Source organism: Streptococcus sp. VTCC 12886 (assembly GCF_049893425.1).
GTDB lineage: Bacteria > Bacillota > Bacilli > Lactobacillales > Streptococcaceae > Streptococcus > Streptococcus suis_AA.
The window spans coordinates 1-21,555 of record NZ_JBMVJB010000014.1 but is presented as its reverse complement, the minus strand read 5'-3'; the positions used below and the strand labels follow the sequence as shown (position 1 = coordinate 21,555).

Genomic DNA, 21,555 nt, shown 5'->3' with positions numbered 1-21,555 from the left:
ACTCCTTTATTTATTTATTTTGTGATTCAATTATCAGTCAATAAGTAGTATAAAGCTGGACAACTGCGTCAATGTCTGCCTGCTGAATACCATGATTGGAACCCGCTGACTCCATGACAGAGGTTTGATTTTCTTTGTGGTCTAGACCAATCGCGTGTCCCAATTCGTGTTCAGCTGTGTGAACAATCCGGTCCATGTCATAACCATATTGTTCATTTAACAAATAATAACTATTTAAGCGAACCGTTACTGAACTATAATAATTCGTAAGTAAGTTCGCTGTCGAACTGGCTTCGCCTGCTGCCTGCGTATTTCCATCATTCATCTCAGTTGCGATAATATCGGCCTGACCCGGATCAGTCGTCACAACAAATGTGAAGGCACCCGTGGCATTCCAATTTGCAATAGCCGTCTGATAGGCAGCAACAAACGTTGGATTCTGAGTTTCGATATAAATGGTCGCAGTATTACTTTCCCAACGGCCATGATGAGCTGTATTCACCGTATCAGTTGTGAGGTGTTTAATGGTATCAACACCTTCTTCTAAAGAAACTTCTGATTGTCCATTGACCATCAATTGAACTTCTTGTGCCAATGTTTGAAGCATTTGAGGGGCCACATCTTTTTGAAAATAGAACAACAATCCCAAACCACAGACGATGACCACCATTGATAACCAAACTAAGCCCCAAATCGTTCGCCAACACCACAGAAAAATACTTTTAATAACATTCATAAACTATACCCCTACCTAGAAATAGTTTTCAGTATAGCTAAATTTTCTAAATCTTTTCTTAAAACCTAAGATAATCTTTCTTCCAATTCAAAATCAATTGGTAACCAGGTTAAAACCTTTTCAATCTGCTGGTTCCAATAATACCATTCGTGTTTGCCTGGACCAACACTTGCTTCAATATCCAAACCAGCTTTTTTTAAAGCAACAATCGCCTTTTGATGGCCATCAAAGAGAAAATCTTCTTCCCCACACCAGACATAGAACTTTGTTTTTTTATCCGATTGTTTGACCATCTCTAGCAAGCTATTTGGATTTTTTGTGTCAGAAATATCCCCAAAAACTCCCTGCCAGTAGGCCATATTTCCTAAGGACGCTGAGGCGGGATTGTCAAAATCAAACTGGAGAGCTCCTGACAAAGATGCTGCATAAGAAAAACGATTTGTCCCCAGTGCCAATTTAAAAGCACCATAACCACCCATTGACAAACCAGCTATAAAGTTCTTTTCGCGCTGATCAGACATATTTGGGAAGAATCGTTTCAAAATCTGAGGCAATTCAATCGCAAAGGCGTCATAGTAATTCATACCATAAGTAGTATTGGTATACCAGCCCTTATCTGTATTGACCATAACAACAATGAGATTGGTATAGCGAACCAGTCGTTCAATTGTCGACCGATTGAGCCAGGAGTCATGGTTCCCTCCCATTCCATGTAGGAGATATAAAACAGGAATGTCTTTATCATCTGGATTTTCAACCTGATTCCGGTCTGGATAAAGGACATTGACCTGCCTAGACATATCCAATACTTCCGAGTGATATTCTATTTTCATAATAGCCATATATTTCTCCTTATTGGAAAGAGCCCGAGTTATCCTCGGCTCTTCACAAATTCATTAATCTCATTTAACTTCCATAATCACTGGCAAAATAGCTGGGCGACGTTTAGTCTGTTCAAATAGGAATTTAGTGAGGTCATCGCGAACAGCAGTTTTCAACTCTGTCCAGTCAAAACTATCTTTTGTAAAGTAATTTTCAACTGTTGCATTTACTAACTCTGAGGACTCACGCAAGATATCTTTACTCTTCTTGACATAGACAAATCCACGGGTATTGACTTTTGCCTTAGAAATAATTTTCTTTTCACGACGATTAACTGTAATTGCTACAATAAAGATGCCGTCTTCAGAGAGAATTTTACGATCACGCAGAACAATATTTCCAACATCCCCAATTGCATTACCATCAATCATCACATCACCAGAAGGTACGGCACCATTGTGAACAAAGTCTCCATCTTCGAAGGACATCACATCACCGCGTTTGACGATGATAATATTCTCTGGGTACATACCGATTTCAATAGCAGCTTTTGCATGAGCCTCCAATTGACGGTATTCCCCTTGGATTGGGAAAAGATATTTGGGCTTCATGATATTCATCATCAATTGAAGATCTCTAGAATTCCCGTGACCTGACACGCGCAATTTCTTCGCAATGGATTGTACAACACCACCAGCTTTGTACACTAAGTTTTCAACACGGGCTACCATAGCTTCTTTTGAAATACTTGGAGTCGTAACAATATAAACTAAATCTCCATCTTTGATTTCAACATACCTGTGTCTACCGATAGCCATTTTTCTCAAGCCATTCAAAGGCTCACCCATACGACCTGTTTCAAGAATAATGAGCTCATGGTCCTCATACTTCGCAATGTCTTTCGGCTTCACAAGTAGTTTTTCACTGACAAGATGCAACTTCTTCAGTTGAATTGCTGTACGGACAATGTTCTCCACGTCATGACCCGTTAGGACAATACGGCGACCTGTTTTTTCCGCAGCATCAAAAATTTGTTGGATACGGACAATATTGCTGGCAACTGCTGCAACAATGATACGACCATCCCAATCGGCAATTGTATTAAGAATTTCTTCCCTTGCTTCATGCATACTTGCACCCTGTTCATTGCTGTCTGCATTGGCAGAATCAGACAAGAGCGCTAAAACTCCCTCATTACCAATCTCAGCTAAGCGACTAAAATCAGTCTTGTAGAATTTATCTGCCGCCTGGTCAAATTTAAAATCACCTGTATATACAATATTGCCTTGATCCGTTTTAATCACCACTCCCAAGCTTTCAGGAATGGAGTGAGTTGTTTGAAAGAAAGAAACAACCGAATCCCCAAAATCTATTTCAGACTTCTCATTGATCACATGAAAATCATTGAATTTTTTCGTTGCATTATTATTTTTAACAAGCAATTTTGCTAATTCAATCGTCAAATGCGAACCAAATACCGGCACCTTCACTTTTTCCAGAAGGTATGGCAGCGCCCCAATAGCATCCGCATGCCCATGCGATAAAAAAATTCCTGCTACACGGTGCTTATTTTCTTCCAAATATTCAAAGTTCGGAACGACAATATCCACACCAAGTTGTTCATTTTCTGGATACTTTGCACCCGCATCCAAAACAAATATATGCTCATTTACTTCGGTAATATAGAGGTTTTTCCCATTTTCCCGAACACCACCAAGAGCCATAATTTTAATTGTGCTCATCTTTACTCCTTTTGGACATCCCACAGGTGTCCATTTTATTTTTCTTACCAACGGTCCTTGGGATTCCCAAGTCGAATTACAGTCTGCTATATCCGAATTTTCAATTTTTATGAAATGAGTTTGAAAAATCCATCATCAAAACTATTTCTAAATCCATATTTCTATATAGCTATCGTTTCTATTATACATTTTTTTAAGAAAATTTACAAAAACTCCGCTGAAAATCAACGAAGTTCCTATAAATAAATTTGTAACAAAATCTCTTTTGTCACCATTTGATGACGTCCATGCGAACCAAATCCATAGATACTCTCAAAAATTGAAAAACAAACTACTTCATACTTCCTCGCAATTCAACGATATGGGCATGAAAACCAATTTTCTCAACAAAACATAAAACATCCTCAGTCTTGACAAAAATTGTTTTGGTATTCACATTTGGATGGAAGGTTAGTATGGGTTGAGCTAAAATTTCTTTGTCAAAATAGACTTGAATATCCTTTTCAACATTATGCAACAAACCAAAAATAGAGGCCACTCCAGCTGTCAAGCACATCTTTTCCATCAAACTATTACTGGAGGCCATCCGAATACGATTGACTCCAACCAAATCACGAAAGTGCTCCATAACTAACTGTTTCTGGTCATCCATGATCAACAAATAGAAAGCTGTTTTCTTTTTGTTTGTCTGAAACATAGACTTGGTGCGGACTCCTTCTAATCCTTTTGTAAAGCGGTCCGCATCTTCTGTGGTCAAAGCAGCTGGATGCTCAATAAACTCGTAATCAATTCCTAATTCTGCCAGTTTATTAAAAAGAAGGTTTTCCATGACGCCACCTCTCTATGAATAGTCGAATGAATTAGCTTTCAGATAAGGAACTGAGGTGCAGACAATACTAGAGTACGGCAAACCGAAAGTGACGATGTATCAAAACTAATTCAAATGACTATATTTAAGTATAGTATACTTCATTTTTTAGATCACTCAAAGGAAAAGAAAAGCCTGGATTGCTCCAGACTTTAGGACCTGTATTCACAAGTGAAATGCGGCTTTGGGTTAAGAAATAGTTTTTGCTAAAACTAGACTTACTAGACTTAGAAGTACTGAACTATGAATACAGATTCTTAATCAAACAATTTATAATAATCTTCCAGTTTCATCTTAGATTTTTCTTCAGCAGTCTGATCCTGAATGATCTGTCCATTTTTCATGACAATCAGTCGATTGCCGTGACGCAACGCATCTTCCATCTGATGAGTTACCATAAGCGCAGTCATTCCCTTGGTCGCAATCAATTCATCCGTTAACTGCATCAAGGATTGACTGGTTTTGGGGTCAAGTGCAGCAGTATGCTCATCCAATAACAATAATTCTGGTTGTTTCAAACTCGCCATCAAGAGACTCAATGCCTGACGTTGACCACCTGATAAAAGCCCTGCTGGCGTTTCCAAATGTTTTTCCAAACCATTTCCAACTCGTGGTAAGAGTTGAGCAAATTCCTCTATCTGTTGAGATAATTTACGTGGTACCAACCCCCGTCCCTCGCCACGGTATTTTGCGATGAGCAGGTTTTCAGCCACCGTCATACGAGGAGCTGTTCCCATTTTCGGATCTTGAAAGACACGAGCCAAGTATTTTGCTCGCTTCTCTGCAGGCCAATTGGTTACATCCTCACCAAGAATATGAACCGAACCACTGGTCAAGGGCAAGGTTCCTGCAATGACATTAAAAAGTGTTGACTTTCCAGCTCCATTACCACCTAAAATTGTAATAAAATCCCCTTGGTAGATGCTCAGATTTACCTTATCTAAGATGACACGCTCTTCATTAAATCCATTGGTCACCACTTTAGTAGTATTTTTTAATTCTACAATTGCTTTCATCTTGACAAACTAGCTCCTTTCAACACTTTGTTTTTCAACTCGGGAACCATGAGACAGATTGCCAAAATCATAGCAGAGAAGATACGAAGGTAGCTAGTATTGATTCCTAGTGAAATAACACCGAGAATTAAGAATTGATAAAAGATAGCACCTACAGCAATGGCCAATAATCGCTCCAGCATGGTTAGATTTCCATAAAGAACTTCACCGATGATGAGACTTGCCATTCCAACGACAATGACACCAATACCACGAGAAACATCCGCATAGCCTTCCTGTTGTGCAATTAAGGCTCCAGCAAGAGCAATAATCCCGTTTGAAAGTACTAAACCGAGCAATTCCATTCTGCTGGTGTAGATACCAAAACTACGCGCCATATCTGGATTGTCCCCTGTCGCGATAAAAGCTTGTCCAAGTTTTGTATATAGGAAGAACATCAAAGCTGAAATCACTAAGGCAACACTTCCCAAACCTAACAACAAGCTATTGACCTGATCAGAAAAAGGAAGTAAATCTTGTAAACGATTCGTATTCAACAAGCCCAAATTAGCACGACCCATGATGAATAATATAACAGAGTGGCAGGAAGACATCACTAATATACCAGCCAAAAGCGTGGGGATTTTCCCCTTGGTATATAACAAGCCCGTAACTAATCCTGCCATGCACCCTGCCAAAACAGCTGCCAAAGTTGCCAAAACAGGATGAACTCCCTGAGTGAGCAAGGTAACAGCAACTGCACCACCTAGAGGGAAAGAGCCTTCGGTTGTCATATCTGGAAAATTCAATATTCTAAACGTGACGAATATTCCTAAACCAAGTACAGCCCATAAAAGAGCTTGTGAAACTGTTGATACAATCATAACTATCCTTTGTTTTATTCAATAACTTTACTTGCCTGATTGATCACATCATCAGACAATGTAATTCCTAATTCTTTAGCAACTTTTTGGTTAACGACAACGGTTCCTTCATTAAAAATTTGTACAGGTGTATCCGCTGGATTCGCACCATCAAGAATTTTTGCAGTCATTTTACCAGTTGCGACACCCAAGTCATATTGACTGAGGGTAACAGATGCGATACCACCGCCTTCGACCATGTCTTCTACGCTTGTGAAAATCGGTGTTTTGCTTTTATTCGCGACAGAAACAACTGTTGAAAATGCAGATGCAACAGTATTATCTACTGGGGTGAAAAGGGCATCTACCTTGCTGCTTGCCACCTCTACAGTAGAAGCCAATTCATTGCTTGATGCAACTGCATATTCAAGAACTGTATAGCCAGCCTCTTCTGCTGCTGCCTTAAATTCAGCAACTTGAATTTTTGAATTGTCTTCGTTTGAGGAGTAAAGAACACCGATTGTTTTTGCATCTGGTGTAATTTCTTTAATGAGAGAAACTGTATCTGCTACTGGTGTTTGGTCAGATACTCCTGTAATATTTCCACCAGGATTTTTCAAGTCAGTTACCAAGTTAGCACCAACAGGATCTGTTACAGCCCCCATAATAATAGGTAATTCTGTCGTAGCGTTTGCTAATCCCTGTGCAGCAGGTGTCGCAATACCAATCAATAGCTCATTACCATTGTCCACCAATTTTTTACTCATGGTTTGAACCTGTGACTGATCACCTTCTGCATTCATAAAATCAATGGAGAGATTCTCAGTTGTTGTATAGCCACCTTCTTCAAGTCCTGCTTTGATTCCTTTGTAAATTTCGTCTAGTGAATCATGCGTCACAAATTGGAGAACCCCAATTTTAACTTTTTCTGTGCTATTCGTTGAATTGTTCTGTTCTTTTTGCGTCAAAAACAAGGCAACAACCACCATCACAGTAAGGGCAATAATTGTAGCAAGTAAATTCTTATTTTTCATCATGTCTAATTCTCCTTTTTAATAAACAAATCCTACATCATCAGTATACTATTCCACCATCGCCATCGTTTCATCATGATTACCTCGTTTAGATAATAGTCTTTCAGTTTGCTTTTAGTACTAGGCAACGAGCTGCAGGCAGTACTAAAGTACGGCAAAGCGAGTTCAAATAATGATGAAATTATTTGAAGTTGGAAATACGGAAACGAAGTTTCCTCATTCGTCGACGTAATAAAAGATAAACTGAATGACTAAAGGAAAAAGCCCCCGCAGGAAAAACCAACCTGCGAGGGCGTCAATGACACGGTGCCACCTCACTTATGGGAATTGTATAGAATCCTCCCATATCTCATCTCCTCTAACAAGGAGTTGCACTGTAAGGTGTGCGGACCGAACTATCATTTTTTTAAGTTCATTTGCGTGATTGATTTGGCTGAAAACTTTATATACCACTAGTATAAGCTACGTCGACCTGCCTCGTACTCAGCCAAAACAGTCTACGCAAAGTATGTTACACCAAACAATCCTTGTGAATTTAGGGTATTTTAGGACTAAGGAGCCGGGTGAAGGCAGTACTGGTGGTACGGCAAAACCGACTAACGACGTCATAAAATAGACATAAATACACATCAGCCCATTTCATAAAACTCCGCCACCTGTTCCCAGTACCACAGGCTCCCTGAAGACTTCTGCTTTACTACTTCTTCTGATTAAAAAAATTATACGGCATCAAAAAGTCTTTGTCAAGGCTTTTGATTAAATTTTCTGAAAATTTTTCTTCCGGCTACCTACTGAGTCTCATCAAAAAATCTATGAAATATGATATACTAGACTGAGTTATAGCTATTAGAAAGAGGAAAACCATGTCTTTTGACGGATTTTTTTTACATCACATGACGGCTGAGTTAAGGGCCAATTTAGAAGGTGGGCGGATTCAGAAAATCAACCAGCCCTTTGAACAGGAAATTGTTCTGAACATCCGAAGCAACCGTCAGAGCCATAAATTGCTCCTGTCTGCACATTCCATTTTGGGCCGTGTCCAACTTACTCAAACAGAATTTACAAATCCTAAGGTGCCTAATACCTTTACCATGATTCTAAGGAAGTATTTACAAGGAGCGGTTATCGAGGAAATTAAACAGCTAGAAAACGATCGGATTTTAGAGTTTTCGGTATCCAACAAGGACGAGATCGGAGACCATATCCAAGCTACCTTGATAGTAGAAATTATGGGAAAACATAGCAATATCATCTTGGTAGATAAGTCTGAACAGAAGATTATAGAGGCTATCAAGCACGTTGGTTTCTCGCAAAATTCCTACCGAACTATCTTGCCTGGCTCCACCTACATTCGACCACCGGAGAAGCATTCTCTCAATCCTTACACGGTATCTGACGAGAAATTATTTGAAATCCTATCGACTCAGGAACTGAGTCCTAAAAATCTCCAACAGGTCTTTCAAGGTTTGGGGCGGGATACGGCTTCTGAACTGGCCAGTCATTTGCAGACAGACCGCCTGAAGAACTTCCGTGCCTTTTTTGACCAGGCTACACATCCTAGCCTGACAGACAAGTCCTATGCTGCTTTGCCATTTGCTAATAGCCCTGAAAACCAGCCACACTTTGAAAGCCTGAGCAGTCTGCTGGACTTCTACTATCAGGACAAAGCGGAGCGGGATCGGGTGGCCCAACAGGCCAATGAGCTGATCAAGCGGGTGGCCAGTGAATTAGAGAAGAATCGCAAGAAGCTGGTCAAGCAAGAGCAGGAATTAGCGGATACGGAGACAGCGGAGTTGGTGCGGCAAAAAGGTGAGCTCCTGACCACCTATCTGCATCAGGTACCCAACGACCAGCCGAGCGTGCGATTAGACAACTACTATACGGGCCAGGAGCTGGAAATTGAGTTGGACGTAGCACTTACTCCTAGCCAGAATGCGCAACGTTACTTTAAGAAATACCAGAAACTCAAGGAAGCGGCCAAGCACCTAACCAACTTGATTGAGGAGACTAAGGCGACCATTGTCTATCTGGAGTCCGTTGACACCATGCTGGGACAGGCTAGTCTGGCTGAAATTGATGAGATCCGCGAGGAATTGATTGAAACAGGCTACCTCAAGCGTCGCCACCGTGAGAAAATCCATAAACGTCAGAAACCTGAGCGTTACTTGGCGACGGACGGGAAAACCATTATTCTGGTTGGAAAGAATAACCTGCAAAATGATGAATTGACCTTCAAAATAGCTAAAAAGGGCGAACTCTGGTTCCATGCCAAAGACATTCCAGGCAGTCATGTGGTCATCACAGACAACTTGGACCCAAGTGACGAAGTCAAGACAGATGCGGCAGAACTAGCTGCCTACTTCTCCAAGGCAAGGCATTCTAACTTGGTTCAAGTGGATATGATTGAAGCTAAGAAACTTCACAAACCAACAGGTGGCAAGCCAGGTTTTGTGACCTACCGCGGTCAGAAAACCCTCCGTGTCACCCCAACAGAAGAAAAAATAAAAACCATGAAAATCAATTGATTTTTATGGTTCTTTTCTTTACTCATTTTTTGGAAAGTGAACAGTCATTGTGGTGCCTTGACCTAGTTGACTAGATACTTGGACACTTGCACCATGAACCTGTAAGGCATGTTTCACTATTGAAAGTCCAAGGCCTGTCCCCCCCACTTGTTTTGAACGACTTTTATCCACACGATAAAAACGTTCAAAAATACGTTCCTGATCAGCTTTCGAAATACCAATGCCGGTATCTCGAACCTCTAGGTTAATGTGTTCTTGATCTTGATATAGATCAATTGTAACCTGACCACCATCTCTATTATATTTGATGGCATTGTCACATAAATTATACACAATGGATTGCAAGAGAGCGGGATTGCCTGTAAAATCAACCTCATCCCCATTAAATTGAATTGAGATCCCTCGCTGATCTGCTTTTTCTTGTAGACTAGCAACCACCTGTTGGATGACTCCTTTAAAGTGGATTGGTTCTTTACTGATTATCCGCCCCTCGTCTAGTTGCGTCAATTGAAGAATATCTTCAACCAATTGGATCATCCGCTGTGACTCTTGATATATTTTTTCAGAAAATAATTGTATATTTTCAGGAGAAACCACATTGGCCCTGAGAATTTCAGAATAGCCTGATAAAATATGTAAAGGCGTCCGCAGTTCGTGTGATACTGTTGCTGTGAATTCTCTCCGTAACTTATCAAGATGATATTGTTCTGTCACATCAAAAAATAGAAAAACTGCTCCGGATTGGAGTTTGTCTGTCCAAATAGGTCTAGCAATAACCTTGTACTGACTATCTTTTATTTCACAAATGGACTCCACTTTTTGCCCATTCAAAACAGTATCCATCAGACTTTTCAGGCCAAGATTCCGTTGAAAGAAAGGCAAGGATTGGCCAAAATCATCAGATTGAAAATCTAGTAGTTGGCTGGCTGCTCCATTGTAACTAACCAAATGCCCCTTGGCATCCACAATAACCATTCCTTCTTTTATCTTGGAGATAATTGTGTCAAACTCATCTTGCTTTTGTTGCAATAAGGTTTCTTTTTCAGCAAGTTGTGATTGATGGTAATCCAGACGCTTCAGCAAAGGGTGGAGTTCCGCATAGACTTCATTGTCTAATGGTTTATCCAAATCTATTGCTTCTAAAGGTGCAAGTAATTTTTTTGAGGTTATTCTTGCTAGGAGGATTGCTGCAAAAACAGAAATCAAAAATAGTAGACTAACCCATGGTGCTAAATTCCATAATAAAACAACAATCGTTTTCTGTGCGATAGCTAAGCGAATCACTGTACCATCATTTAAGCGTTGAGAAGTATAGAGCAATCGCTGGGTTAAAGTGGCTGATTGTCGAATACTCTCACCATAACCAGTTTCGAGTGCTTCCACCACTTCTTCACGATTACTGTGGTTGTGTAATTGTTTGACATCTTTTTCGGAATCATAGAGCACTTGACCATCATGTGCAATCCAGGTAACACGCAAATCTTGCAAATCAATTTGATCCAGATAGGTCTGTCCATCCTCCTCAACTGCTTGTGCAATGAGACTAGTTTGGAGCCTTAATTGATCTAACTGTGAATTTGTAAAGTAGTGATATAAATAGCCTAAGATAAGGATAATGGTACCTAAGGAGATGGACATCGAAGACAGCAAAACTGTTCGAAAAATTTTCTTAGTCATCCTCTTCCTCCAGTTGGTAACCAACACCTCTAACAGTCTTTATGTAACCACCTGCACTCCCCAGTTTCTGACGTAAGGTTCCAACATGCACATCAACTGTACGGGTTTCACCGAGAAAGTCCTGTCCCCAAACCCTGTCCAATAATTCTTGACGACTAAATACTTTCTGGGGTGCTTTTAGGAGCATATGGAGCAATTCAAACTCCTTCAATGTCAGTTCAACTTTCCGTTTTCTAACCGATACTTTATGTCGCTCTACATCCATCTGAATATCGCCAAAGTAACAAAGATCCAATGGTTGATTTCGCTGACTTCTCCGTAAAACAGCCTTAATACGTGAAATCATTTCCATCATTCCAAAGGGTTTGACCAGGTAATCATCAGCACCAAGATCCAGACTTTGAACCTTGTCGATTTCCGTTCCTCTAGCCGTTGCCATCACAACAGGGAGATCGCGTGTGTAGGACTGACTTCTTAGTTGCTGTAAAATGGAAATTCCATCCTGTCCTGGCATCATTACATCTAATAAAACCAAGTCTGGTAATTCTTGTTCAATGACTGGCCAAAAGGCTTCAGCGTCAGCAAAACCTCTAGCCTCAAAACCAGCGGTCTTGAGGCTATAGATCATTAATTCACGAATGGCATCATCATCTTCAACACAGTAGATCATTTATTTTACCCTTCTAATTGACCTGTGATAGCGTAATGAACCCATTTAGCAATATTTACAGCGTGATCTCCAATGCGTTCTAGATACTTAGCAATCATCAACAAGTCAATGGCCTGGTCCCCATTTGCAGAATGGTTCCCTAAATAATTGGCTAGTTTCTCTTTTATTGTACCAAAATATTGGTCAACTGTATCGTCTTTTTCAATCACTTCATGTGCTAAACGATCACTTTCCTTTACAAAGGCATCCAAACTACCAACAACCATCTGGGTAACCTGCTCTGCCATTTTTTTAACCAAAGGAATTTCATCCACCAAATCAATCGTGTTACGGCTGATTAAATCCGCAATTTCAGAGGATTGAGCTCCTATTCGTTTCATATCATACACCATTTTTAGGGCTGAGGAAACAGTTCGTAGGTCTCTAGCAACTGGCTGTTGGCGCAAGAGCAATTTGATACAGCGTGCTTCGATATCTCGCTCTAACTCCTCAATTTGCAGGTAGGTTTGTTGAATACGCTCTTGATCGAGACTTTCAGGACCATTGAGCCCTTCGAGTGAACGATTGATAATCTCTTCGCAGAGGGCCCCCATAAAGACCATATCTTTTTGCAAATCTTCTAACTGACTTTCGAATCGTGACCGCATTATCCAAACCTCCCTGTAATGTAATCTTCTGTACGTGGATCTTCAGGCATACTGAAGAGAGTGCTGGTTTTATTGCATTCCACAACTTCTCCCAACAAGAAGAAAGCTGTTTGGTCTGAAACCCTCAAAGCCTGCTGCATGTTGTGTGTCACCATGATAATGGTATAATCTTTTTTTAATTCCAGCACCAATTCCTCAATTTTAGCTGTGGAAATTGGGTCAAGAGCACTTGTTGGTTCATCCATCAACAAAACTTCTGGCTCAGTAGCAAGCGCACGCGCAATGCAGAGACGTTGCTGCTGGCCACCAGACAAACCTAAAGCCGACTTATTAAGACGATCTTTTACCTCATCCCAGATAGCTGCTTGACGCAATGATTTTTCAACAATTTTATCCAACTCTAATTTATTGTGAATTCCGTGAGTTCGAGGACCGTAAGCCACGTTATCATAAATGCTCATCGGGAAAGGATTTGGTTTCTGGAAAACCATTCCTACTTTTTTACGAAGTACTGTTGTTTTCATGTCCGTATAAATATCTTTCTGGTCCAATAATACTTTACCAGTGATACGGCAATTTTTCACTAAATCGTTCATCCGGTTCAGGCTTTTCAAGAGGGTTGACTTACCACAACCAGATGGGCCAATAAAGGCAGTGATTTGATTACTTGGAATATCCAAGTTGATATTTTTCAAGGCTTGAAATTCTCCATAGTACAGATCAAAGTCCTGAATGCTAAATTTACTCATGCTTATTTCTTCCTAATTTATTTGCAATCCATTCGGATAAAAGGTTCATCACGATAACGAGAATCAAGAGAATAACTGCTGTAGCGTAGGTTTGATTAACATAAATACCTTCGCCAGAAATCAAGTACATATGTACAGCCAATGTTCGTCCTGAACTTGTTAAACTCTTGGCAACCTCCGCCACTGTGCCTGCAGTGAAGATAAGAGCTGCAGACTCACCAATCACACGCCCCAAAGCCAAAACAACACCTGAAAAGATACCAGGCAAGGCTGATGGTAGAACAACTTGAAAAATTGTACGTAACTTTCCAGCTCCGAGTGCGAAACTACCTTCACGATACCCATCTTCAACTGATAATAAAGCTTCTTCTGTTGTACGCATTATCAAAGGTAAAATCATAATACTTAACGTCGCTGCACCAGCAATAATCGATAAGCCTAGATTTAAAAATTTTACAAAGAAGAGCGCTCCAAACAATCCATAAATAACAGAGGGGATTCCGGATAAGGTTTCTGTTGCCAGCCGAACAACTGTGACAAGTGGATTACCTGACTTAGCATATTCCGTTAGGTAAACAGAAGCACCGATACCAATTGGTAGGGCAATCAACAAGGCTAAAATAGCCATCAAAATCGTATTTAGTAAGGCTGGTAACATTGAAACATTTTCACTATTATAGGTCCAGGAAAATAATTCTGGTCTAAGAAAAGGAATCCCTTTCAGTAAAATATAGCCCACAATAAATACGGTTGCTAATCCTGCAAGGCTAGCAGATAGATAGACTACCAGTCTCAAAAAGAGCGACAAGCGGTCATCACTATCTTGTTTCTTAAAAAATGACACTACTTAGTCCTCCTTTTTATATAAGAGATAGAAAGCCAAGTTGATGATTAAAATAAATACAAACAAGATGACTGCTGTACCAATCAAGGCTTCACGATGTAAATCAGTTGAATATCCCATTTCCATTACAATGTTTGTTGTTAATGTCCGTACACCTGATGTAATGGAAGTTGGAATCAACGCTTGGTTACCGGCTACCATAATGACAGCCATTGTTTCCCCCATAGCACGACCTAAACCTAAAATGACACTGGCTAAAATACCTCTACGTGCTGCTGGTAGAACGACGAAAAAAATACTCTGTTCATGCGATGCACCTAAAGCAAGCCCACCTTGATAATAAGATTCTGGAACAGCACGTAGCGATGCTTCGGATACACTGATAATTGTTGGCAAAATCATGATTCCCAAGAGAATTGATGCCGTCAACACTCCCATACCATGCCCACCAACATTATTCCGAACAAATGGCACTAAGACTACCAAACCGAAGAATCCATATACAACTGAGGGAATTCCTGCCATCAAGCTAACTGCTCGTTTAAAAATGGGGTACCATTTTTCCTTACAAAAGAAAGCAAGAAAGAGTGCTGTTAAGATACCAATTGGAACCCCAATCAGTAAGGCACCAAAAGTAACATAAACAGACCCAATAATCATTGGCAAAATACCAAAAATTTGATTAGAAGGTCTCCACTCTAGACCAAATAGAAAATTGCCCCATCCAATTTCTTGAATAGCTGGTAAACCTGCTGAAAATAGAAAGGCACAAATAAAAATAACTGATAAAACGGAAATGCAGGCAGCTAGAAAAAAGACTGCTTGCATACCGGTTTCTCTGAATTGACGCATGAAACTCCCCTTAGTTTGAAGTAAAGTCTGACCACTTAGTTTTTTTACCAGTAAAGATGTCCTGTACTTCTTGACTTGTTAATCCATTAATTGGATTATCCTTGTTCACAATCACTGCAATACCATCGATAGCAATCGCTGTTGCTGATACACCAGCTGATGTTTCAGAATCTTTTAATTCACGTGAAGCCATACCGATGTCTGCACTACCTTCGATAGCGTTTGTAACACCTGTCGATGAATCACTTTGCTGAACTTCAACAGTTACACCAGCATTAACTTTTTGATATGCTTCTTTCAGTTTTTCCATCACTGGGTTGACTGAACTTGAACCTGAAACTGTTACCTTACCAGAAGTAACACTTGCTTGGTAGGATCCTTTTGCATCAACTGGAATATAGCCAGCTTTCTCGACTACTGCTTGACCTTCTGTACTTAAAATGAAATTGATAAAGTCTTGAGCTGTTTCTGAGACACTTGCCTGTGTAACAATATTGAAAGGACGGGCAATTTTGTATTCACCAGATTTGATGGTATCAACACTTGCAGCAACGCCATCAATCTCAAGTGTTTTACTATTTCCATCCAAGGCACCGAGTGAAACATAACCAATTGCAGTATTGTCCCCAGCTACAGTTTGCAACATAACAGCTGTTGAATTTGTTACAATAGCTTGATTTGTTGTGTTATCAACTTTTTCACCATTTGCGTCCTTGGTTTCTACTCCAAACAATTCAATAAAGGCACCGCGAGTTCCTGAACCTTCTTCACGCGAAACTACCGTGATTGGTTGATCAGATGTATCAGTTGAAGATTGTCCACAAGCAGCAAGAAGACCCAAACTAGCCAAACCTACTGCAGCAATTTTTGCAAAACGAAATGTGTGTTTCATAGATAACTCCTTTTCTTTATGAATACATTTTACAAGTTCTTTATCAAATATATTGCCTATTTTTTGTAAAGTTTTTGTAAAATTGCAAGAAAATATAAAAAAGAGAGTAGTTCCAATAAGAAACTTCTCTCTTTTTAGGCTCGATTGCTAGATCTATTCTGCTTTATCAATATCTTCTCTGACTTCCTTAGCGTTGAACTTAGCGAAAAGATACTGGCGGTCTTGAACAGGGAAACGTTGGTCTAGTTGATCTACTGGCCCCACTTCAACCATTCCTTCTGAGATAACATAGTCCATAACATGACCACCGAAGGCCAAATCATCCGAAATAAAATGCAAATGATAGCCAGCCACACTGACCCCGTGAAAAATTTCTGGTGTCCAAATACCAACAATGGTGCCTGAAATTTTCTCAGCGGTATACTCAGGCTGGCGACTTGCCACTTCCGCAAAACGGACATCAGAAGCCGATTTTGGAATCATGCGCACGTGCATATGCGAAAACGTCCCTCTTATTTTGATGGAACGAAAAAGATTTTCACCATCATAATATGACTCAATCCGCTGATGCAATTCATCGCTAGTCATTTCAAAGCGTTGTTTGAAAATAACTTCTGCTTCGTGAAAAATAACAGCCGCATAGGGAACTTTCATATCAGCAGGAACTTCAACCACTTCTGGTTTTTCCCCTGCTCCTTTGGCCTGATAGGCCTTTCCATCTAAAATAATCAGCTCTCCATCAATGGAATCCAGGGTTCCCAACCCCAAATCACCATGTTCCAACAATTCACCAACCGTTAAAGAACCGCCATAGAGCCCCGCCATCAAGGCACCTAAGGTGTTATATTGAAATAATCGATTTACTTGCATAACCTACTCTTCATTCAAAAATTCTTGCATGGCCAAATCATCCGGAACCAATTGGATATAACGACTAGCTTGCTCTTTTGCCTCATCCAAACGACCAAGTTGGCGCAACACTTCTATATAATCAGCCAAAAATTCTGGGTTTTCAACTAGATCAAGTGCCAATTCATCATACAATTGAATAGCCGCATCTTCTTGCTCCAATGCCTGGTAGGCTTTTGCAATATTCCATCGAGCCAAGACATTCTCAACCTCTTCATCAAATAAAGCCACAACCTCTTGAAATCGTTCCTGCTCAAGATACAAATTAGACAAGCGCAAAGCGAGCTCATTCCCATCTTCAGCCACCTCTTTTGCTCGGAGCAGATAGTCTTCTGCTCTTTCCTCATCATGTAATTCATAGGCATACTGAGAAGCTTGAAGTAAGAGATTGGCATCAAAATCATTTTTTGCCAGGCCTTTTTCCGTCATAGCCAAGGCTTCATCAATCTTATGCTCGGCATGAAGTGACTGAGCATAGGCATACTCGTAGCCATCAAAATCAGGATTAATCGTATCCAGTTGCTTAAAGTAGAGATTTGCCTTCTGGTATTCTTCACTTTCAAATAGCAGAGCAGCCAATTCAAAAACAGTCTGGTCATCATATTCCAACTCAACAGCTTTTTCCAAAAATTCAATGGCCGCTTCAAATTTCCCTAAACTGGCATAGGCAATACCAATTCGCTGATAGGTAGAAACTCCAGTTAGTTCATAGATGTCACGATTGTCTAGCTGTGCATAATAAGAAATGGCCTCGTCAAACAATTCCAATTCCATATCCAATTCAGCCAATCCAAAAAGAATAATCGGCTCATCGGACAAGTAACTTGCTTCCAACATTTTTTCACGCGCAACATCAGATAATCCCTCAGCTTGATATAAATCAGCCTTGACCAACAAAGCCTCCACATAAACAGGACTATCCACTGGAATTTCCTCCAAATAGGCAAAGGCTTCTTCGACCAAACCGTCTTCAAAGGCAATTTGAGCCAAATTCAGGCCTACTTCAGGAAAATCATCTTTCACTTGAGCATAGATTTGACTAGCCTGTGGGAAAAAACCAATTCCCTCCAAATATTCCGCTAGAGACAATAAAGTCTCAACATCATCTTCAGCCAATGCTCGTTTAAAATACTTATTGGCTTTCTCTAAATCCTGCTGACTGATACAAGCCACCATTTTTTCACTATTGTTCATTCTTTACCTCATTAGATTCCTCATAATATAAAGCACTATTTTCTTTGTACCATTCAAAAATTGCTTTCACCAAAACTTTGATAGAAGCATAAATTGGAATCCCTAAAAGCACCCCAAGTACACCATACATTTGGCCTGCAGCCAGGAGTACAAACAAGATCGTAATTGGATGAATATTGAGCGAGCTACCTATTATCAAAGGTGTTACAAAACGACCTTCAATGGTTTGTTCTATCATAAAAACAATCAATACTTTTAGCAACATAAATGGACCAGCAATTAACCCCAAAATCACTGCTGGAATCATTGCCAAAAATGAACCTAGGTAGGGAATCAAATTTAAAAATCCGGCCATCACTCCTAAAGTCACAGAATAGTTTAGACCAATAATTGAAAATAAAATAGAGAACATAAATGCTACAATTACTGCAACAGTTACCTGACCACGAACATAATTTGATAACTGACTGTTCACATCTGACAAAACAGTTCCAATAGGCACCCTCCACTTAGTCGGTAAATATTGGGTAATATGTTTATTCAAGTATTGTCCATCCCGTAAAAGGTAAAAGAGTATAAAAGGCATGATAAGAACAGCAACAACAATCTGAGATGCAGTCGAAATCAAATTACTTGCCCAGTTAACAGCACTGGAAGAAAATTTCTGCACAAAAGTGATTATCTGGTCATTAACTTTGTCAAGCATTTCCAATGCGGTTGGTCTAAATTGTTCAAATCGCTCGTCTTCTAACAATCCTGTAATCCGACTTTCAATTTTTTGAATATTGGATGGTAGATTTTGAACAAAAGAGCTTGCTTGCTCTTGGATACTTGGAATTGCAACAGCTAGCCCCCAAACAATTAGTAAGACAATAAGAACGAATAAAATTGAAATACCAACTGTTCGAGAAACCTTGTGTCTCTCCATCCAGTCAACCATTGGATTTAGCAGGTAATACAAAAGACCAGTTAAAATCATTGGTAAAAGAACTATTTCCAAAAAACTTCCAACAGGTTTGAATAAAAAGCTAATTTTACTAAATACAAGGATTGTTAAGAAAGACAGTAAAGTGATTAACAATATAGTGACACCCTGATTATTTAGAAACCAACGAAAAAACCAGCTCAGATTAAATTTTTGATCTTTATCTTCCAACTTGCCCACCCCTATTCTTTTTTTACTATTGTATCATGTAGAAAAGAATTTTGTCATTATCAACTACAGAATTTATGCGATTTTATCAGAAAAAAGTGGTATAATTTTATCAATCATTTCCAAAAGGAGAAGCCCATGACAATCTATTTCGGTACCTATACCAAACGCGAATCAAAAGGAATTTATAAAGCAAATTTTGACTCTGAAACAGGACAACTTAGCAATTTAGAATTGGTTGCGGAAGAACCAAATCCCACGTATCTAGCTTTTGACCAAGCTGGTCATCTCTACTCAGTAGGGTCTGAAAATGGCCAAGGTGGTATCGCGGCCTTTTCTGCTGACTTTACTCCACTAAATCATGTGGTAGCTGAAGGTGCACCACTTTGCTATGTTTCCGTTGATGAAGAAAAAGACCTGGTCTTTGGTTCAAATTACCACAAAGGGCAATTGCTGGTCTACAAGCGTTTGACAGATGGTTCTCTTGAACTTGCAGATATTGCTCAGCACGAGGGCTCTGGTCCACATGAAAACCAAGCTTCTGCTCACGTTCATTTCTCTGATTTAACACCAGATAAATTTCTAGTGGCCTGTGATTTGGGATGTGACCAAGTGGTTACATATAAAGTGGACAATCAAGGAAAATTAGAAAAAGTAGCAACTTATCAAGCTACACCGGGTAGCGGACCACGCCATATCGTTTTCCATCCAACTGCAAAAATTGCCTACCTCATCTGTGAACTGAACTCTACTATTGAAGTACTCATCTATGATGGCTGGGGTCAATTTGAACTGATGCAAACCATCTCAACTCTTCCAGAGGACCATACTGGTTTCAATGGTACTGCTGCTATTCGTATCACGAAAGATGGTCAATTTGTCTATGGTTCAAACCGTGGGAACGACTCTATCGCAGTATACAAAACCCTCGGCGACGCTAGCTTAGAGTTGGTTGAAATCGTTCCGACTAATGGTAAAACTCCTCGTGACTTCACACTTAGTCCTGATGAAAATCACTTAATTGTCGTTCATCAAGATTCTGACAATGCGACAGTCTTTGCGAGAGATAAAGAGAGCGGTCGTTTAACAGAACTATATCATGATTTCTACGTTCCTGAAGCTGTTTGCGTCACATTTTAATTAGACATATTAATTGTGAAATTGAGACCATTTTGGTTTAATAGTTCCATAGGAGGTGCATTCAACATGAATCCAGTTGATCTTTTCAACCAAGTAAAAGAATTAATCGCAAACAAAGATTTTGAAGGTGCAAAACAATTTATCGAAGACAATAAAGACCAATTCGGTGAATATCTGGAACAAGCAAAAGGCTTGTTATCAGGTTCGGAAGGTGTTAACGGTCTTTTAGATAAAGTTAAAGGCTTGTTCTAATACATGTAAAAACTAGGCTGAGAATGTGCAGTCTAGTTTTCTTTTTTCTTTGAAAATAGTCGTAAGTTCTTGCATTGAATGCAGCTGCCAGTCACTCTTCCACTCCATATCCTCAACAGCAAATCTTCCCATTCCTGTCAATATGCGAACAGCCCTCATACCCAGCGATTTAGCTGGTACAATGTCATTATCGTACCTATCCCCAACATAGACAATTCTATTTGCTGTGGTGTTTGCTTTTTGCAATGCAAGTTTGAAAATAGTCGAATCTGGCTTAGATAGTCCAACTTCTTCAGAGAGGATAATAAGTTGAAAGTAAGACTCAATTCCCCATTCCTCCAACAAAGCCTTTACTGTAGCAGATTGATTTGCAATTATCCCCAATTGATAGTTTTGTGATAACTTCTCTAGAGCATCTATTGTTTCAGGATACAGGCTCACACCCTCATTTGTCCATAGAGGACGTGGCTCGGTCGATGCAAAATATTGCCAAGTTGCACGAATTGGGTCCAGCGACTTATGAGCATACTCCACCATTTTCTTTTTATAAGAATCTGATGAAACCTCTATATCCAGAGACTATAACTTCTTCACACACTTGTCTATATAATAACCATAAGCAGCCTCTTCATCTAAAAGCGTCGAACCCAAATCAAAAAATATCCACTCTATCATCCCATTCTCCATCACTTTTCAACATGAGAATACTTAAGTTGATCAGTCTTTTTAGAATATCATTTTATCAATTTCAAGGCAAAGAAAACTCCCTAGGAAAAACCAAGAGAACCATATTATAACCCTCGCTAGGCTAGCTCGGGGATAAAACAGTCTCCCAGACATTGTAAAACAAGTCCGAATATTTTCGGACTTGTTTTAACTATAACCCTCGTTACACTAACTCGGGGATAAATTAATACACTGTACTGCGAAAAACAAGTCTGGTTATTTCCAGACTTGTTCTTATTATAACCCTCGCTATTCTAGCTCGGGG

21 protein-coding genes are annotated in these 21,555 nt (G+C 39.8%); 3 read left to right on the top strand and 18 right to left on the bottom strand.

All coding sequences use genetic code 11. From position 1 onward, the window contains the following. Window positions 1-37: 37 nt before the first annotated feature. From ACPC57_RS05740 to trpX, 7 genes are all read right to left on the bottom strand, one after another. Window positions 38-736, bottom strand: coding sequence for a M57 family metalloprotease (locus ACPC57_RS05740; RefSeq protein ID WP_434066485.1), 699 nt, complete (start codon window positions 734-736; stop codon window positions 38-40). A gap of 65 nt (window positions 737-801) precedes the next feature. Then, entirely contained in the window at window positions 802-1,578 is a 777-nt protein-coding gene (locus tag ACPC57_RS05735; RefSeq protein ID WP_171988791.1) for an alpha/beta hydrolase, read from the bottom strand. Window positions 1,579-1,638: 60 nt separating this feature from the next. Beyond that, window positions 1,639-3,300: a ribonuclease J gene (locus ACPC57_RS05730; RefSeq protein WP_434065528.1), complete on the bottom strand. Its 1,662-nt coding sequence runs from the start codon at window positions 3,298-3,300 to the stop codon at window positions 1,639-1,641. 331 nt (window positions 3,301-3,631) lie between these two features. Beyond that, on the bottom strand, window positions 3,632-4,129 hold the full coding sequence (locus ACPC57_RS05725) for a prolyl-tRNA synthetase associated domain-containing protein (protein WP_434065527.1): 498 nt from the start codon (window positions 4,127-4,129) through the stop codon (window positions 3,632-3,634). Between the two features lie 296 nt (window positions 4,130-4,425). Then, window positions 4,426-5,184, bottom strand: coding sequence for an ABC transporter ATP-binding protein (locus tag ACPC57_RS05720; protein ID WP_274504080.1), 759 nt, complete (start codon window positions 5,182-5,184; stop codon window positions 4,426-4,428). Further along, window positions 5,181-6,047, bottom strand: coding sequence for an ABC transporter permease (locus ACPC57_RS05715; protein WP_434065526.1), 867 nt, complete (start codon window positions 6,045-6,047; stop codon window positions 5,181-5,183). Before ACPC57_RS05715 ends, ACPC57_RS05720 begins: the two co-directional genes overlap by 4 nt. A 14-nt stretch (window positions 6,048-6,061) precedes the next feature. Beyond that, window positions 6,062-7,060 carry a tryptophan ABC transporter substrate-binding protein gene (gene trpX, locus ACPC57_RS05710; RefSeq protein WP_274504936.1) on the bottom strand — a complete coding sequence of 333 codons (999 nt, stop codon included), beginning with the start codon at window positions 7,058-7,060 and terminating at the stop codon, window positions 6,062-6,064. Window positions 7,061-7,923: 863 nt separating this feature from the next. Between trpX and ACPC57_RS05705 the strand changes: the two genes are divergently transcribed. After that, window positions 7,924-9,585: an Rqc2 family fibronectin-binding protein gene (locus ACPC57_RS05705; RefSeq protein ID WP_434066484.1), complete on the top strand. Its 1,662-nt coding sequence runs from the start codon at window positions 7,924-7,926 to the stop codon at window positions 9,583-9,585. Between the two features lie 18 nt (window positions 9,586-9,603). Here the strand turns inward: ACPC57_RS05705 and ACPC57_RS05700 are convergent, their stop codons facing one another. The 10 genes from ACPC57_RS05700 to ACPC57_RS05655 form a co-directional block, all read right to left on the bottom strand. Then, entirely contained in the window at window positions 9,604-11,262 is a 1,659-nt protein-coding gene (locus ACPC57_RS05700) for a sensor histidine kinase (protein ID WP_434066483.1), read from the bottom strand. Continuing rightward, on the bottom strand, window positions 11,255-11,932 hold the full coding sequence (locus tag ACPC57_RS05695) for a winged helix-turn-helix domain-containing protein (RefSeq protein WP_217373972.1): 678 nt from the start codon (window positions 11,930-11,932) through the stop codon (window positions 11,255-11,257). The genes ACPC57_RS05700 and ACPC57_RS05695 overlap by 8 nt, the downstream gene beginning before the upstream one ends. Window positions 11,933-11,937: 5 nt before the next feature. Then, the gene (gene phoU / locus ACPC57_RS05690; protein WP_277837117.1) at window positions 11,938-12,582 is read right to left on the bottom strand and encodes a phosphate signaling complex protein PhoU; all 645 of its coding nucleotides are present in this window, start codon (window positions 12,580-12,582) and stop codon (window positions 11,938-11,940) included. Next, on the bottom strand, window positions 12,579-13,328 hold the full coding sequence (pstB, locus tag ACPC57_RS05685; protein ID WP_277843852.1) for a phosphate ABC transporter ATP-binding protein PstB: 750 nt from the start codon (window positions 13,326-13,328) through the stop codon (window positions 12,579-12,581). The genes phoU and pstB overlap by 4 nt, the downstream gene beginning before the upstream one ends. After that, the gene (gene pstA / locus ACPC57_RS05680) at window positions 13,321-14,172 is read right to left on the bottom strand and encodes a phosphate ABC transporter permease PstA (RefSeq protein WP_172035787.1); all 852 of its coding nucleotides are present in this window, start codon (window positions 14,170-14,172) and stop codon (window positions 13,321-13,323) included. The genes pstB and pstA overlap by 8 nt, the downstream gene beginning before the upstream one ends. 3 nt (window positions 14,173-14,175) lie before the next feature. Further along, window positions 14,176-15,024, bottom strand: a complete 849-nt coding sequence (gene pstC, locus ACPC57_RS05675) for a phosphate ABC transporter permease subunit PstC (RefSeq protein WP_274512936.1) — start codon at window positions 15,022-15,024, stop codon at window positions 14,176-14,178. A 10-nt stretch (window positions 15,025-15,034) separates the two neighbouring features. After that, window positions 15,035-15,916, bottom strand: a complete 882-nt coding sequence (locus tag ACPC57_RS05670; RefSeq protein WP_289648641.1) for a substrate-binding domain-containing protein — start codon at window positions 15,914-15,916, stop codon at window positions 15,035-15,037. Window positions 15,917-16,069: 153 nt separating this feature from the next. Continuing rightward, window positions 16,070-16,786 (bottom strand): acetolactate decarboxylase, encoded by a 717-nt coding sequence (gene budA / locus ACPC57_RS05665; protein ID WP_434066482.1) that lies wholly within the window; start codon window positions 16,784-16,786, stop codon window positions 16,070-16,072. Window positions 16,787-16,789: 3 nt separating this feature from the next. Next, window positions 16,790-18,019 carry a hypothetical protein gene (locus ACPC57_RS05660; protein ID WP_434066481.1) on the bottom strand — a complete coding sequence of 410 codons (1,230 nt, stop codon included), beginning with the start codon at window positions 18,017-18,019 and terminating at the stop codon, window positions 16,790-16,792. Then, window positions 18,009-19,175, bottom strand: coding sequence for an AI-2E family transporter (locus ACPC57_RS05655; protein ID WP_434065523.1), 1,167 nt, complete (start codon window positions 19,173-19,175; stop codon window positions 18,009-18,011). The genes ACPC57_RS05660 and ACPC57_RS05655 overlap by 11 nt, the downstream gene beginning before the upstream one ends. A 135-nt stretch (window positions 19,176-19,310) precedes the next feature. Between ACPC57_RS05655 and ACPC57_RS05650 the strand changes: the two genes are divergently transcribed. Further along, a complete protein-coding gene (locus tag ACPC57_RS05650; RefSeq protein ID WP_217373980.1) occupies window positions 19,311-20,312 on the top strand; it encodes a lactonase family protein in 1,002 nt (333 codons plus the stop codon). Window positions 20,313-20,378: 66 nt separating this feature from the next. Further along, the gene (locus ACPC57_RS05645) at window positions 20,379-20,564 is read left to right on the top strand and encodes a hypothetical protein (protein ID WP_130554457.1); all 186 of its coding nucleotides are present in this window, start codon (window positions 20,379-20,381) and stop codon (window positions 20,562-20,564) included. 12 nt (window positions 20,565-20,576) lie between these two features. On the opposite strand, the gene ACPC57_RS05640 is transcribed toward ACPC57_RS05645, so the two are convergent. Continuing rightward, window positions 20,577-21,101 (bottom strand): HAD family hydrolase, encoded by a 525-nt coding sequence (locus ACPC57_RS05640; protein ID WP_434066480.1) that lies wholly within the window; start codon window positions 21,099-21,101, stop codon window positions 20,577-20,579. Window positions 21,102-21,555: the final 454 nt, after the last annotated feature.